13 protein-coding genes and 2 pseudogenes are annotated in these 13,563 nt (G+C 49.5%); 7 read left to right on the top strand and 8 right to left on the bottom strand.

Annotated features, from left to right (window positions below):
- Window positions 1-1,256: 1,256 nt before the first annotated feature.
- The 3 genes and pseudogenes from GEI7105_RS0115130 to GEI7105_RS41055 all read left to right on the top strand — a co-directional run.
- Window positions 1,257-1,475: a hypothetical protein gene (locus GEI7105_RS0115130; protein ID WP_017661285.1), complete on the top strand. Its 219-nt coding sequence runs from the start codon at window positions 1,257-1,259 to the stop codon at window positions 1,473-1,475.
- A gap of 62 nt (window positions 1,476-1,537) precedes the next feature.
- The gene (locus GEI7105_RS30750) at window positions 1,538-1,861 is read left to right on the top strand and encodes an aspartyl protease family protein (RefSeq protein ID WP_017661284.1); all 324 of its coding nucleotides are present in this window, start codon (window positions 1,538-1,540) and stop codon (window positions 1,859-1,861) included.
- A 10-nt stretch (window positions 1,862-1,871) separates the two neighbouring features.
- Window positions 1,872-1,967 (top strand): annotated as a pseudogene (locus GEI7105_RS41055) (DUF2283 domain-containing protein); the annotation flags it as partial.
- Between the two features lie 121 nt (window positions 1,968-2,088).
- Here GEI7105_RS41055 and GEI7105_RS0115120 read toward each other — a convergent pair.
- Window positions 2,089-2,319 (bottom strand): DUF2283 domain-containing protein, encoded by a 231-nt coding sequence (locus GEI7105_RS0115120; protein WP_017661283.1) that lies wholly within the window; start codon window positions 2,317-2,319, stop codon window positions 2,089-2,091.
- Window positions 2,307-2,645, bottom strand: coding sequence for a DUF4258 domain-containing protein (locus tag GEI7105_RS39955; RefSeq protein WP_245555419.1), 339 nt, complete (start codon window positions 2,643-2,645; stop codon window positions 2,307-2,309). The genes GEI7105_RS0115120 and GEI7105_RS39955 overlap by 13 nt, the downstream gene beginning before the upstream one ends.
- Window positions 2,646-2,738: 93 nt before the next feature.
- On the opposite strand from GEI7105_RS39955, the gene GEI7105_RS33570 reads away from it, so the two are divergent.
- Together GEI7105_RS33570 and GEI7105_RS0115105 are read left to right on the top strand one after the other, a co-directional pair.
- Entirely contained in the window at window positions 2,739-3,035 is a 297-nt protein-coding gene (locus GEI7105_RS33570; RefSeq protein WP_017661281.1) for a DUF2283 domain-containing protein, read from the top strand.
- A gap of 33 nt (window positions 3,036-3,068) precedes the next feature.
- Window positions 3,069-3,716 (top strand): hypothetical protein, encoded by a 648-nt coding sequence (locus GEI7105_RS0115105; protein WP_017661280.1) that lies wholly within the window; start codon window positions 3,069-3,071, stop codon window positions 3,714-3,716.
- Between the two features lie 149 nt (window positions 3,717-3,865).
- Here the strand turns inward: GEI7105_RS0115105 and GEI7105_RS30740 are convergent, their stop codons facing one another.
- Both GEI7105_RS30740 and GEI7105_RS0115095 read right to left on the bottom strand, forming a co-directional pair.
- A complete protein-coding gene (locus tag GEI7105_RS30740; RefSeq protein WP_017661279.1) occupies window positions 3,866-4,099 on the bottom strand; it encodes a hypothetical protein in 234 nt (77 codons plus the stop codon).
- The gene (locus GEI7105_RS0115095) at window positions 4,089-4,385 is read right to left on the bottom strand and encodes a BrnT family toxin (protein WP_026097686.1); all 297 of its coding nucleotides are present in this window, start codon (window positions 4,383-4,385) and stop codon (window positions 4,089-4,091) included. The genes GEI7105_RS30740 and GEI7105_RS0115095 overlap by 11 nt, the downstream gene beginning before the upstream one ends.
- Here GEI7105_RS0115095 and GEI7105_RS40775 point away from each other — a divergent pair.
- The gene (locus tag GEI7105_RS40775) at window positions 4,297-4,647 is read left to right on the top strand and encodes a DUF2283 domain-containing protein (RefSeq protein WP_083862452.1); all 351 of its coding nucleotides are present in this window, start codon (window positions 4,297-4,299) and stop codon (window positions 4,645-4,647) included. The two genes, GEI7105_RS0115095 and GEI7105_RS40775, sit on opposite strands and share 89 nt — an antisense overlap.
- 9 nt (window positions 4,648-4,656) lie before the next feature.
- Here GEI7105_RS40775 and GEI7105_RS0115090 read toward each other — a convergent pair whose 3' ends face one another.
- The 3 genes from GEI7105_RS0115090 to GEI7105_RS0115080 form a co-directional block, all read right to left on the bottom strand.
- Complete coding sequence (locus GEI7105_RS0115090; protein ID WP_017661277.1) at window positions 4,657-6,105, bottom strand: hypothetical protein; 1,449 nt, start codon at window positions 6,103-6,105, stop codon at window positions 4,657-4,659.
- 297 nt (window positions 6,106-6,402) lie between these two features.
- Window positions 6,403-6,945, bottom strand: a complete 543-nt coding sequence (locus GEI7105_RS0115085) for a nucleotidyl transferase AbiEii/AbiGii toxin family protein (protein WP_218959073.1) — start codon at window positions 6,943-6,945, stop codon at window positions 6,403-6,405.
- A gap of 225 nt (window positions 6,946-7,170) precedes the next feature.
- The gene (locus GEI7105_RS0115080; protein WP_026097683.1) at window positions 7,171-11,169 is read right to left on the bottom strand and encodes a magnesium chelatase subunit H; all 3,999 of its coding nucleotides are present in this window, start codon (window positions 11,167-11,169) and stop codon (window positions 7,171-7,173) included.
- A gap of 479 nt (window positions 11,170-11,648) precedes the next feature.
- On the opposite strand from GEI7105_RS0115080, the gene GEI7105_RS39070 reads away from it, so the two are divergent.
- Window positions 11,649-12,812, top strand: coding sequence for a GAF domain-containing protein (locus GEI7105_RS39070; RefSeq protein WP_192816702.1), 1,164 nt, complete (start codon window positions 11,649-11,651; stop codon window positions 12,810-12,812).
- Window positions 12,813-12,875: 63 nt separating this feature from the next.
- Here GEI7105_RS39070 and GEI7105_RS34980 read toward each other — a convergent pair.
- Window positions 12,876-13,563, bottom strand: a pseudogene (locus GEI7105_RS34980) (transposase); the annotation flags it as partial.

The raw sequence follows: 13,563 nt of genomic DNA, 5'->3' as shown, positions 1-13,563 counted from the left end.
TCTGCATGGTTCTTCTACTCTCTTCCTCACATTTCAAACCAAGGAGCGATCGCAGTTCGCCGATTCAAAAAGGAAATGTAACACTGGCAAGTTTACGAATCGAGGCTCATCGCGTACACTTCAAGCTTTTATTGGCAACAATTATTTCCACACTCGACTTAATAAGCCATCACTATCTTACCTTATGCGATCGCCTTTAAATTTACAGACTCTTCATTCCAGAAAAATATTTACAGAGTTCGATCGATCTTTGCCTCGATCGAACTGTCCGCGCATCGAGAAATACGACGTGATGTCACCGGATCGGGTTGGCATTTGCCCCGATCGAGAAAAAGTTTAAGAACGGTTTCAAAATACCAGGCTCTTCGGAGTTTAGGGTGACAGAAAAACTAACTTCACGAGATTTCAAGGGTTTTGGCTCTCGAATTTTCAATTTTTTGTATTATGGTATACATTTATAACCACAAACTCCGAAGACCCAATACCAAGGCTAAGTTTTGGAATTTGAACCAAACAGTAAAGTGGTAAATTTTCACTATAAATCTGACTCGATATGCTTAACAAAATGGGGGTATCTCAAAACTGTAAATTTATCAAATTGAGCGCACTCAATTTCTATATTATTAGCATTGGAGATGTAGAGAATTTTATACAGGAAATGCTAGTCGGAGATTTTGCCAACCAAAACTGATGTTTTTGCACTCATTAAGATGCATTCGAGTCAAAACCTTTAATTTCAACGGCGATTTTGCATCCAGCTTTTTTGGCGGTGAAAATTTTCTCAGCTCCGATTGAAGCCTTCCCTCTCGCTCTGAGTTGGGTCAGCCGTGCGTTACCACTTATCCCCATTTCTTACCCCAAACTCACGTTAACTAGGATTTGTTATGGGTGCATCTCAAAAATGTCAATTTATCAGATCGGAGTCTCTATAGTGAATTGAGCTGTTGTTGGGTTTCGCTATCGCTTCACCCAACCTACTCCAGACTTATATTTTTACAAAAGTGAGATGCACCCTTTTTGTTATCGTAGCTGGGCGATCGCAGTTTCAATGGTGGCAAAGCGTTCTTCCAATGAGGCATTAACCATAATTTAATTTCCCTGTCGGTAGGGTTTGTGTGCTGTTGCGGCGATCGCGCGGTTGAGTCGCTCGGTTGTTGCGGTCTCGTTCGGGAGGTTCGGTGCGCGATCGCGGCTTGGGCTTCGATTTGGTGGGGGCGATTGCTTAAAATGCAGAAAACATAGAGTGGAGTCTAAATATGCCACTTGCTGAATTAATTCCCCTCGTGAAAGATCTGAGCCAGTCTGACAAGCTGTTGCTCTTCAAGCTTCTGGCGAAGGATATCCCGGATGCTGAATTGCAATTGGTCTTTTCTGCACCTGAGTACCCGGTTTTATCGCTGTACGACTCTACAGAGGCCGCTAGTATCCTGACGCAAATGATTGAGGACGATCGCGAGGCTTCGGGCAATGCCTAGGACGGTAGAGTTTCCGTTTCCAAGTCATGAGGAGTTACCCAGAATTTCGATCGTGTTGAATCATGCCGGTGTTTCTGTCTGGTGCAAATGCGTTACTGGATACGGGGTCTACGGTTAACCTGTTACCCTACGAGTTGGGGGTGCAGTTGGGAATAGTCTGGGAGAAGCAAACAATTCGTTTGCCGCTAGCGGGGAATCTTGCGGCGGTTGAGGCGAGAGGGGCGTTTGTGAACGTGCAGGTTGGGGATTTGGAGCCGGTTCGTTTGGCGTTTGCTTGGGCGCGGGTGTCTGATGTGCCGCTGATTTTGGGGCAGACGAATTTTTTTCGGGAGTTTGATGCGTGTTTTCAGCGATCGCGGGGTGCGATCGAGATTTTTCGGCGTTAGGTGAGGGGCGATCTTCAGTCAGGATGCGATCGAGACGAGTGAAGAGACTGCTCCGGGGATCGTCATCGATTACACGGAGCAGGGGCAGATTGTTGCGATCGAGAGTTTGGATGCGTCGGAGCGGTTGCCGTTGCCGCTGTTGCTCGAGTCGATTGGGGTTCGATCGTGTTTTGTTCGTCTTTGGGGAGGGGTTGCGGTGTTGCGATCGCGTGGTTGCGTCACTCAGTTTAATTTGGCAATGACTCCAAGAGAATCTGCAACGGCATCGACTCTTCTGCCACGAAGTTCAACTTTTCAAATCCAATCGTCCGACCCGCGCGATCTTTCATTAAAATCACTTCCTCGCCGGTCTCCTCGGCCTCGAATTCGTCTTCTGGGTTGCCAAACCAAACTGTTAGAGTTTGCCCCAGGCGATCGTGAAATACTTTTAACGTACTGACGGTATTTACTTCTGCCATAGCGTCACTCCTTCCTTCAGCGCACTGGTTCGGTACGCCGTAATCAAAAATCCATCTCCATTTAAGCGCCTCGTCACCGCGCAGAGCCACCGTCGATCGCCGTCGTCACGATAAAACAGGCAAACGGCAGGATCGCTGCGGCTCTGCCGAATCTCGTCTGGGTTAGACAAAGTTGCTTTCACGTCGTCGAGCCGATCGCGCATCACGGGATGTTTGACGGTCACGATTAGGTTCCAGTAGCGGGTGGTTGTCCGCACTGAAAATCCCAGCGGTGTTTTTAGCTCGAAGAGGAGGTCGTCGCCATCCAAGATGTTGTCGTTTTCCACCGTCACCTACTGAATTCGCGCGAAAGGGGCGTTCCGTTTCCAGGATGCCCCATGAATCGCGCCTTGTTCGTTTGTGGGGAGGCTTGAAGCCCAATGACTATCCTCCACGATTCAGGAATTGATACGATCGCGCCGATCTTCAGTCAGGATGCGATCGAGACGAGTGAAGAGGCTGCGCCGGGAATCATTATCGATTACACGGAGCAGGGGCAGATTGTTGCGATCGAGAGTTTGGATGCGTCGGAGCGGTTGCCGTTGCCGCTGTTGCTCGAGTCGATTGGGGTTCGATCGTGTTTTGTTCGTCTTTGGGGAGGGGTTGCGGTGTTGCGATCGCGTGGTCGATCGGACTCGCTAGTTTTTTTGGTTAAGCTAACGGTAGATGCCATGTAGAAATTTATCCGATCTCGCTAGTTTTTCCCTGCCATGCAAGCACAAACAGCTAGAACAGTTGCCCTGAGCGAGTTAGAAGAACGCTTTCGCCTGAAGTTTTCAGACGATCTCTCGATATTTCCCGAGTGGCAATCTGAACTTCCGGAGCTAAGCCAGGAAGAAAAAGACCGCTGCGATCGCATCAAAACCAGCTACACATACTTGTTGCGCTACCCACCGCTGCTCGAAAATACGGTGAAACTCGTCGTACTTTCTCCCTTGCTGGATATGGCGGGGTTCTTTTTGCCGCCGTTTCGGATTCAATCGGAGGCATCGACGGAAATCACCAGCGAGGATGGCGAGCTGAAGGTTACGGGATTTCTCGATGTTTTGGTGCTGTTCGATCGCGTTTGGGTGTTGGCGATCGAATCGAAGCAGGCGGCTTTTTCTTTGGAGGTTGGGCGAGCGCAACTTTTGTCGTATTTGCTATCGAATCCGAGTGTAAAGGAGCAGGCGATGTATGGTTTGTTAACGAACGGCTCGAATTTTGTGTTTGTGAAGCTAATTCCCGATGGAGACAGATTTATCTATACGTTTTCGGATGAGTTCAGTATTCGTAAGCATGAGAACGAGCTGTTTCGAGTGTTGCAAGTCCTGAAGCGTCTTGCAGCAATTCCTATTTCTTCGGGACTGGAAGGTTGAAGCAACATCCTACACGACTCGGAAGTTGACGCGATCGCGCCGATCGCCCGTCAGGATGCGAATCGATTACACGGAGCAGGGGCAGATTGCTGCGATCGAGTTTCTGGATGCGTCGGAGCGGTTGCCGTTGCCGCTGTCGCTTGAGTCGATTAATGTTCGGTCGCGTTTTGTTCGCCAGAATTGGGGTTGCAACTTTTCCAACTCTCTAGATCTTCACGCAATCCCTGTCCGATATACGCTCGCATCAGCGCCACAGCATCCGAAGCTTCGCGCAATGGTGCAAGACGTTCTAAGTCTGCCAGTACGTCTGCCGGAATCTCTAGCGTCACCGACACCATCTCCCGATCGCGCCGCAACCGCTGTTTCAAGTCTTCAAATTTCATAATCTTTGCGCTCCTGACGGGTTGCCCGTCGTGCTGAAATAATCCGAATTCGCTCGTCTTCGCGAATTACGTGAACGACAAACAAGAGGTTCCACTTACAATCTAAGCCGATCGCGGCCTCTCGTGCTTCAAGCTCCTGGCTTGCGTCAACGATCTTCACAAACGGATCGAAGAAGACTTCTGCTGCTTGCTCGAAGGTGACGCCATCTTGCTTTTGCTGGTTGCTCTGGGCTTTTTGCTTGTTCCAGACGAAGACGATTCCATTCAAAACGTACTGGATATCCACAAAATCCTCCATAGAAAAGGACACCCTGTCATCAGGATGCCTCATTGTGAGAAAGACTGGGGCGATCGGGGCGAGTGAAGAGACTGCTCCGGGGCTCGTCATCGACTACACGGAGCGGGGGCAGATTGTTGCGATCGAGGTTCTGGATGCGTCGGAGCGGGTGTCGCTGCCGCTGTTGCTTGAGTCGATTGGGTCTTGTTCGTCTTTGGGGAGAGGTTGCGGTGTCGCGATCGCGCAGTTGAGCCGATCGGCACGAGGTTGAGAGGTAGGACTACTCTCTAGAGATGGGAGGCCACTCGATAAATGTCGATGTCAATTCGCGAAAATCGCGATTAATTGCCACGCGATGAACGTTAGCTTTTTCATCGATCAGAATCTGCAATGCATTAGATAGTCTCTCTGAAATCACTCTAGATTTTAATAGTACAAGCGCATCGCGCAAGTTTACACGACATCTTTCTATAGATAATCTTGATTTGACCGATGAAGCAAATAAGGACTTTATCAAAACCTCAACCCCGGCATCATCAAGAATAGATAGAAACTGATTATATAAGGGCTTTCCTGATGGACTGACACCATTTTTATACGAAACTCCATTGCCAACTCGACACTGAATTACAACCTCAATTAGCTTACCTAGAACTTCACCAGGAATATCAGAGGAAGACTTACAGTACTGAAGAATATCCCTCATTACAGGAGGCTCATTATGAAAGTTATCCCATTCTTCATGCTTCTCTTTTAGCTGCTCTGCTAGGTAATTTATGGCAATCACTTTAGCCTGAAGAGTTTCATATTCCAGTCCATCAACTAGCCTTAAGAAATCAACACCTCGCTCCATCTTTTCTTGATGTAGGTTTGTGCGATATCCATCAAGCTTTACCCCAGTATTTAGCCTCGCTCTCTCAGACGCATATTTCCAAACTTGCGGTGCAATTTTCGACACATTGAGACGCACATTCTGTGAAGTATTAGACGCGACAAAAATCCCAAAAACTGTTGCTAGTAAATTGTCCACATGAGAGACAGACAGATTCTTAAGTCCTGCCTCCATACTATGGATAGCTCTTTGATCCAAGACTCTAGACTCATTTCTTAGATTGTGAACCAAAGCCCCTATTTGAATTGCAGATGGAGAGAGTTGGTCTTCTAAGACTTCTTTAACACAAATTTCTAGATAGCCAAGAAGTTCAAAACTTTTTATAGCTTCAACGTTAGGATGAGAAGCTGCAATTTCATTCCTCATTGTCATAATGAAATTGAGCTTACAATGAACAATATCAGATACCAGCTCCAATTTCTTACAAGTATCTAACAAGACGATATCTTTCAAACCACCTAAATCATCTTCATTCTCAAAGTCTTCTCTATTTCTTCCGCCAACAGCTGCGTCAAAAAATATATCAACTCCATAAGTAACTGCTTTCTTCCTTAAATTAAGTACAACCTCATTCCACAAGTAATTCAGAGATGCATCGAAGAGACCAATAGATGAAGCGCAGACAAATTTGGATAGATATCTTGCATCTTGTTTACTCTCTTGCGACAAGGAGTTTAGAAAAGTAGGAATATTCTGTCCAAGTATATTTCTCTGTTCTGTTGATGCAATGATGTTATCTACTGGCAATCCAAACTGACTTAGGTATGAGGTAAAAACTTGACTGTCATTCGCCAACTCATTTGAGGACACTTTCTCTATTGAGTTTGATTCTGTCATAGTATTTAGGATGCAAGAATTATAAATCTGCCCACTACGGTAGCATCAGGGTCTTCAAGATTTGGATCTTCTTAAAATATATTTACAAAAATCAAAAAAATCCTTCCTAAAAGAAAGGGGCTATGAGATTGAGATCTTCAGGCTATGGAGGGAAGTTATTCAACCCCTTCAATCCGATTCTCAACCTCCTCATACAACTCCTGCAAACGCTCGATATTCTCATCGCTTGTCTCCCAGTAGCCGCGAGGCGTTCAAGCATCATTTTCAATATCTGATAGTACACGATGAGAGCCGCACTTAAAAATCCTCATCCTCATCCTCAACCTCGATCGCCGTCTCCACAACCTCCCGCCACAACTCAAACACCCCCTCATCCACCTCCATCTCAACCAACCGCTCCCAAACGATCCCACGCTCCACCTTCAACTCTGGAAACCGCAACAACAACATCGCCAAATCCCGCCAATCCGTCCCCGCCTTCGGCTTACCCCGCCGCCGAAAATACGCCACCACCTTACTCGCCACCAACTCCACCGGAGCCATCACCCGAATCCCCTCAATCTCCTGGCTCTCCGGCAACACCTCCACCTGACGAATATCCATCAAATGGCGATTTCCACCCTTCTGCACTCGATCTAAACGATAACCAATTCCACCCTTCACCACACGAACCCGAACCGCGATAAAAAAGCGATCGCTCAAAAAAGTCTTCAACTCCTCCGCCAACGCCGCCGCATCCGTCGCGATCGCATCAATATCCTGCGTCATTCGCGGCTCACCTACATACGCATTCACCGCCTGCGCTCCGAATAGCACCACATCACTACGTCCCTGTAGCATCTCTAGGAGCGCATTGTGTAGTGTTGCGAGCGGCAAGGCTTCACGATTCATAAATTCTTGAAAACTGAGAGCATCGGCACTCAACATCTGAAAGTATCCCAAGAAACAGCGCGTGCTTCCATTGAACAGCATTCACAAAAAAGAGGACACCCACTGAAGGATGTCCCCTTTCTCGTTAGCTAATCAGATACAACGAAGAACGTCGAAACGATCGAGTTCTAACCCCTACTCAATCCCTTCAATCCGGTCTTCAACCTCCTGATACAACTCCCGCAGGCGGTCTAAATTCTCCTCGGAAGTCTCCCAATAGCCGCGACCGTTGACTTCCAACAGTGTCCCGACCATCTTGCGGAAGGAATGGGGGTTGAGGTTCATCAGACGCTTCTGCATCTCCTCATCCTTGATGAAGGTATCGTTGGCGTCCTCGTAAACCCAGTTGTCTACAGCCCCCGCCGTCGCCGACCAACCCATCGTATTCACCAGGCGTTTCGACAACTCGCGAACCCCTTCGTAGCCGTGGGACAACATACCCTCGTACCACTTCGGATTCAACATCTTCGTCCGGGCGTCCAGACGTACCGTTTCCGAGAGCGATCGCACTTGGGCGTTCGCCGTCGTTGTATCGGCGATGTAGGAATTCGGTTTCTTACCGTCTTTCCGCAACTTCGAGACCACCTTCGTCGGATCGGAATCAAAGTAGTGCGACACGTCCGTCAAGCTGATTTCCGAAGAATCCAAATTCTGGAAGGTCGCATCGGCTGTGGACAACGCCGACTCGAACACCTTGCGGTCTTGCTGCATCATCCCCGGATTGTCCGCGTTGAAGGCGAAAGATTTGCGGGTCAGGTACATTTCCTGAAGTTCCGCTTCTTCTTCCCAAGTGCTGTTTTCCACCGCTAAGTTGACGTTGGCGGCGTAAGACCCGGAAGCGTTGGAGAAGACCCGCGTGGCCGCTTGACGCAGGTTTACCCCCATCTCTTCGGCTTGTTTGATAGCGTGTTTGCGAACGAAGTTCATCTCTTCGGGTTCGTCCGCTTCCGCCGCCATTTTGATGGCTTTGTCTAACAACGCCATTTGATTCACAAACAGGTCGCGGAACACGCCGGAACAGTTGACGACGACATCGATGCGAGGACGACCCAACTCTTCGAGAGGAATCAAGTCGAGTTTGTTCACCCGTCCCAGGGCGTCGGGAACCGGTTTGACCCCCACCATCCACATAATCTGTGCTAGGGATTCGCCGTAGGTCTTGATGTTGTCCGTTCCCCAGAGGACGCAGGCGATGGTTTCGGGGTACTCGTTGCCGTTTTCTTGACGCTGACGTTCGATGAGGCGATCGACCACGATTTTAGCCGCTTGTACCGCCGCCGCCGTGGGAATCGCTTGCGGGTCGAGGGCGTGAATGTTTTTACCCGTGGGTAAGACATCCGGGTTGCGAATCGGGTCGCCGCCGGGGCCGGGAAGCACGTACTCCCCTTCGAGGGCTTTCAGCAAGGAACCGAGTTCGTTATCGGCGCAAACCTGTTTGAGACAGAAGTTCAGATACTCGATGAGTTTGTCGAGTTGTTCTTTATCAACCCGGTGGAATCCTGCTTCTTTGAGGGCTTCGTACCAAGGTTCGTCTTTGATGATGCGTTGCAGCCAACCGCCGATGTTGTTAAGGCGAATCCGTCCGTCTTCGCCCGTTTTCTCCGCTACCATCGCCGACACGCAGACCCGAGTGGCTTCGACGATTTTTTGGTTCAACTCGACATCTTCGAGAACCCCTTTGTCGTTGTTGCTGTAGATGTCTTGGATGTTGCGATCGATACTTTGGGCTAAGAGACTGGGCAGTCCCATAATGCCTTCTTCTTCGCGATCGATACTGGCGATGTTGACCAACGTTGCGATCGCTTCCTCCGCCGTCGGCGGTTTCCCGATAACGTGCAACCCGCAGGGCAACAACCGCGACTCAATTTCCATCAATTGCTTGTACACCAAGCCGACGATAGTATCCCGTTGGTCTTGGGTCATGTCTTTGGCATCGACTTCGGGTAAATCGATGTCTTTGTCCAAATTCACCATCCGGGCTTTTTCAACGATGGTGTTGACGATGGGAATGCCCCGTCCGCTGTCTTTGAGGGTTTGGTAAGACCCCACCAGTTCGCCGAGTTCTTTCAAGCCTTTGTACAATCCCGCATTTTCGGCAGGTGGCGTCAGGTAAGAGATGGTTTCGGCGTAGCTGCGGCGTTTGGCGATGGTCGCTTCACTGGGGTTGTTGGCGGCGTAGTAGTACAAGTTGGGAATGTTCCCGATGAGGCTGTCGGGGTAGCAACTGCCGGACATCCCCATTTGTTTACCGGGCATGAACTCCAGCGAACCGTGGGTTCCGAAGTGGAGAACGGCGTCGGCGTTCCAAAGCTGTTCGAGATAGGTGTAATACGCCGCGAAACCGTGGTGAGGACTCGCAGAACGGCTAAACAGCAGGCGCATGGGGTCGCCTTCGTAGCCAAACGTCGGTTGAACGCCGATGAAGAGGTTTCCGAATTCTTTTCCGTACACCAGCAGGTTTTGACCGTCGCTGTTGAGGTTCCCCGGCGGCGGCCCCCAGTTTTCTTCGAGGCGTTCGGAATAGGGGGTGAGTTTTTCGTACTCGTTGACCGGCATCCGGTAGGCCACGTTCAGTTCGGGACTGGCGTATTGGGCGGTCGCGTCGTGGATGACCGCTTCCATCAGTTCTTGGGGACTGTCGGGGAGATCGGCGACGTCGTAGCCGTTGCGTTTGAGGGCGACGGCGACTTCGTGAATGCTGCCGAATACGTCTAAGTAGGCGGCGGTTCCCACGTTCCCTTTGTCGGGGGGGAAGCTGAAGATGGTGATGGCGACTTTTTTGTGCAGTTTGGGTTTGCGTCGCAGGTTGGCCCATTTCATGGCTCGTTTGGCGATCGCTTCGATGCGATCCTGCATGGCGTGGGCTTTTCCGGTGTTGCCGTCGCGACCGGAGAGGATAATGGGTTCGATCGCCCCGTCGAGTTCGGGAATGGCGATTTGCAGGGCCACTTGAATCGGGTGCAAGCCCAAATCGCTATCTTCCCACTCTTCGGTGGTTTGGAACACCAGGGGCAACGCCACCATATAGGGACGGTTGAGGCGTTTGAGGGAGTCGATCGCTTTCGGGTGGTCTTGTCGGGCCGGGCCGCCGACGAGGGCGAAGCCGGTCAGGGAGATGACCACATCGACGAGGGGCTTGTTGTTCGGGGTATCGCTAGTGCCTTGTTCCCAGAAGTATTTATCGACGGGTTGGGAAAAGTCGAGTCCGCCGGAGAATACGGGAATCACCCGTGCGCCGAGGGATTCGAGTTCTTGTACCATCGCGACGTAGTGGGCGTCGTCTCCGGTGACGAGGTGCGTCCGTTGCAGAACTAAGCCGACGGTGGGGACGAGGGGATCTTTATAGTCGTCGTTAACGTCGCTGCGGGTTCCGTACCAGTTGAGGTATTCTTTGACATCCTCGTACATTTGCGGGGCGAGGGGATGCCAAATGCCCATGTCGGGGTAGACGACGGGATCGGCGTAGTTGGCGTTTCCGTTGAGTTGGCGATCGGGGTAGACGTATTTGTCTGCCAGCATCAACAGGAAGTTTTCCAGGTTTTCGGGAGACCCACCGAGCCAGTATTGGAAGCTTAGCATGAAGCTGCGAGCGTCCTGGGCTTTGTCCACGGGCATATATTTGAGGACTTTTGGCAGGGTTCGCAGGAGTTTGAGCATCCCGTCTTGGAAGGAGGCACCGGATTGTTCTTTGCGCTTACGCATGAATTGGGCGATCGCGCTTTTGGATTGTCCCAGTTGCGCCATGGAGAAGCTGCCCAGTTTGTTCAGGCGCATGACTTCTGGCATGGACGGGAAAACTACGGCGGCGTCCAGTTTGTCGCGGACGGGTTCGACGGCGGCGACGACTTTTTCGGCCAGGTCTTCGATGAAAATTAGCGAGGCGATGAAGATGTTGGCGTCGGCTACGTCTTTTTTGAAGTTTTCGTAGTTTTCGGGATCTCGTAGTTCTTCGATGAGGTAGCCGCTGATTTCGATCGCCAGGTTGGGATTGTTGGCGTCGATCGAGCGGACGGCGGACGACAAGGCACTTTGATACTGGGACTCCAGCACGACATAGACCACCTTGACCAACGAACGCCCCCTGAGATCGTCTGGCTCGATGTGGCGAACGGTGGGCTTGACGTGAGTGAACATACAGTGTAGCTCCTTCGTATCGGCGTGTTCTAAACCAAGACTGAGATGGTTGCGGAGAAAGTCGGCATATAGGTGTTTGTACCAAAAAATGTTGACGGAACTTAGTAAACCTGGGCTATCTGAAACAATTTGATAGAAAAACTGAAATATTTGTTTACATTTATTTACAGTTAGCGAACGCTCGATCGCCTGTTTGTTTAAGCAACGATCTGGTTGTTTAAATCTCACTCCGGCCTGGGTTTGGGGTGGGGGCGATCGCAGGCGAACCGGGTCAGTGATGGAAACGTTTTTTGAAACTGAGACAGGGTATTGGAGAAAGTCGTCAAGAAATCCTGTAAATTCTTAATATAAAAAAACACTCTCAAGTCTCACATTTTTTTATACTTATAAAGATAGAAAAAATAGAAAATTCAGCATAAGGGAAATGACGTAGCCGTCATCATCCCTAAAGATAACGTCGTTTGCTCGAGATGCCAACCATGAGTAAATATTTATGTCCGAGCTGTTCTTATCCGTTATTGTGCTATGTCCGAGCTGGAAAACCGTATTGGTTTTGTCCGCGTTGCCATCAGGAAGTGCCTTACGGACTCCACGATACTATGCGATTTTCCACGGCGTCTCCTGAGACGTTATCCCAAGAGCGATCGCCTTCAACCCTATCGAAACCGAAGAAATTCGAGGTTAACAACAGTCGAACACGCGAGTTCGGGGGATCGAACCGTTCAAATTGGGGCTTGACGCAAAATCTAAACAAAACATTAAAAGAAATTTCGATCGGGCTACGTAAAATTCTACGCGTCGATCGCACGCTCGTCTGCCAAATTCGTCGCGATCGCGAAGCAGTCGTCATCGCCGAAGCACTTGCCCCCGGTCGCAAATCGATGTTGAAATGTCGCTTAGGTCGATTTTTTAGCCCCGAGGAAATTACGCAATTTCACGTAGGAAACGTTCAGGCGATCGAGGATTTATCTGCTGTCGATCTCGATCGCTGTCCGACGAAAATTTTAGAGTGCTTTTTTGAAGTGAGCGCCAAACTCGCGGTTCCGATTTTGCTCCCGGCGACGGAGGAATATCCCATACCGAGGCTATGGGGGTTGTTGATGGCGCATCAGTGTTTTATCCCCCATCGCTGGACGCAATCGCAAATCGATACGACGGTGTTGTTGGCGGAGCAGGTGGCGAGCGACATTGATCGCGAACGATGCTATCAAGCCTTAAAAGCCGCTCACGAACAGCTCGAACAGCTCACCTGCATTCGGGAAATCGAGACGTTTTCTCTCGAGACTCGCACCACCGACGTTCTCGAGATGGATGGGGTTTCTCCGCCGGAACCCGTTTCGTCACCGAGGCGACAACCGACGGTAGAGGCGTCGCCGACGGCCGTGTTAAAAAGCTATGTAGCATACTACCTCAGTCGCGGGAAGGCGATCGTGTCTCCGGTATCCGAGGTTCCTCGGTTTCGCGGCGTCACTTACAGTTACGACGGCTATCACCTGGATTTCGATAACTTCTGGCGATGGCTTCAACAGCGTTCGGATTTCCTGCAACTGTATTTAGGGTTTGCTGAAAAAGTTATCAAAAGCTGGGGGTGGAAAATGAACAAGAAGCCGTCTTACTCAAGGTATAAATCTGAATTGACTTAACTCGTCCACTTTATAAGTTACAATAATATTTCTCGACAAAATTATGAAGTTTGGGAAAAATTGACACAAAAAAAGACAGTAAAACTGCCTCAGCAGCTTCACCAGGTTCATCACTAAAAAGGTCAGAGCGATGGAGGTTTCCGAAGTATTAGGCAGTTTAGCCATAACACGACTTAAGCTGAATCTTCTTTTGGCTTGTCCAAATTTCCCCTCGATTGCATTACGAATGCGCTCATCTTCCTGGGCTTGTTTTTTGGCTTCTCGGCTGAGGTTTTTAGGAGGTCTTCCTAAAGGCGGTCCGCTGAGACGAATTCCTCTTTCTTTACACCAAGCTCGATTAGCTCGGGTTCGATAAATTCGATCGGCGTGAACCGATGAGGGGTAAACTCCCATATAGTCTTTGTAAGCTTCGACTTGCGAGATTAAATCTCCACTTTCATTATAATTATCCCAACTAATTTTTTCGAGAAATACATATCCTTCTACACAACTGACTGATAACTTAGCCCCGAATTCCGTAGGACTTGCTGCCTTGCCTCTGACGATTGGACGGAGATGAGGTTGTGTTAAACTGACGATGCGATTTTTCGATTTTATTTTTTATGATTTTGACCACATCCACTGCTGTTGACGGGTAATTTCACTGGAGACTAATAAATTCCTGTATTGCCTTCGGCTTAAGCATTCTAGGCTCGCTCCTTTCTCAATTAATTTCTCAATGTTTCGGAAGTTTCGTTGAAGATATTGGTAG

The organism is Baaleninema simplex PCC 7105, assembly GCF_000332355.1.
GTDB classification, from domain to species: domain Bacteria; phylum Cyanobacteriota; class Cyanobacteriia; order Cyanobacteriales; family Geitlerinemataceae; genus Baaleninema; species Baaleninema simplex.
Note: the sequence above shows the minus strand (reverse complement) of the source record. Positions and strands in the feature narration are given on the sequence as shown.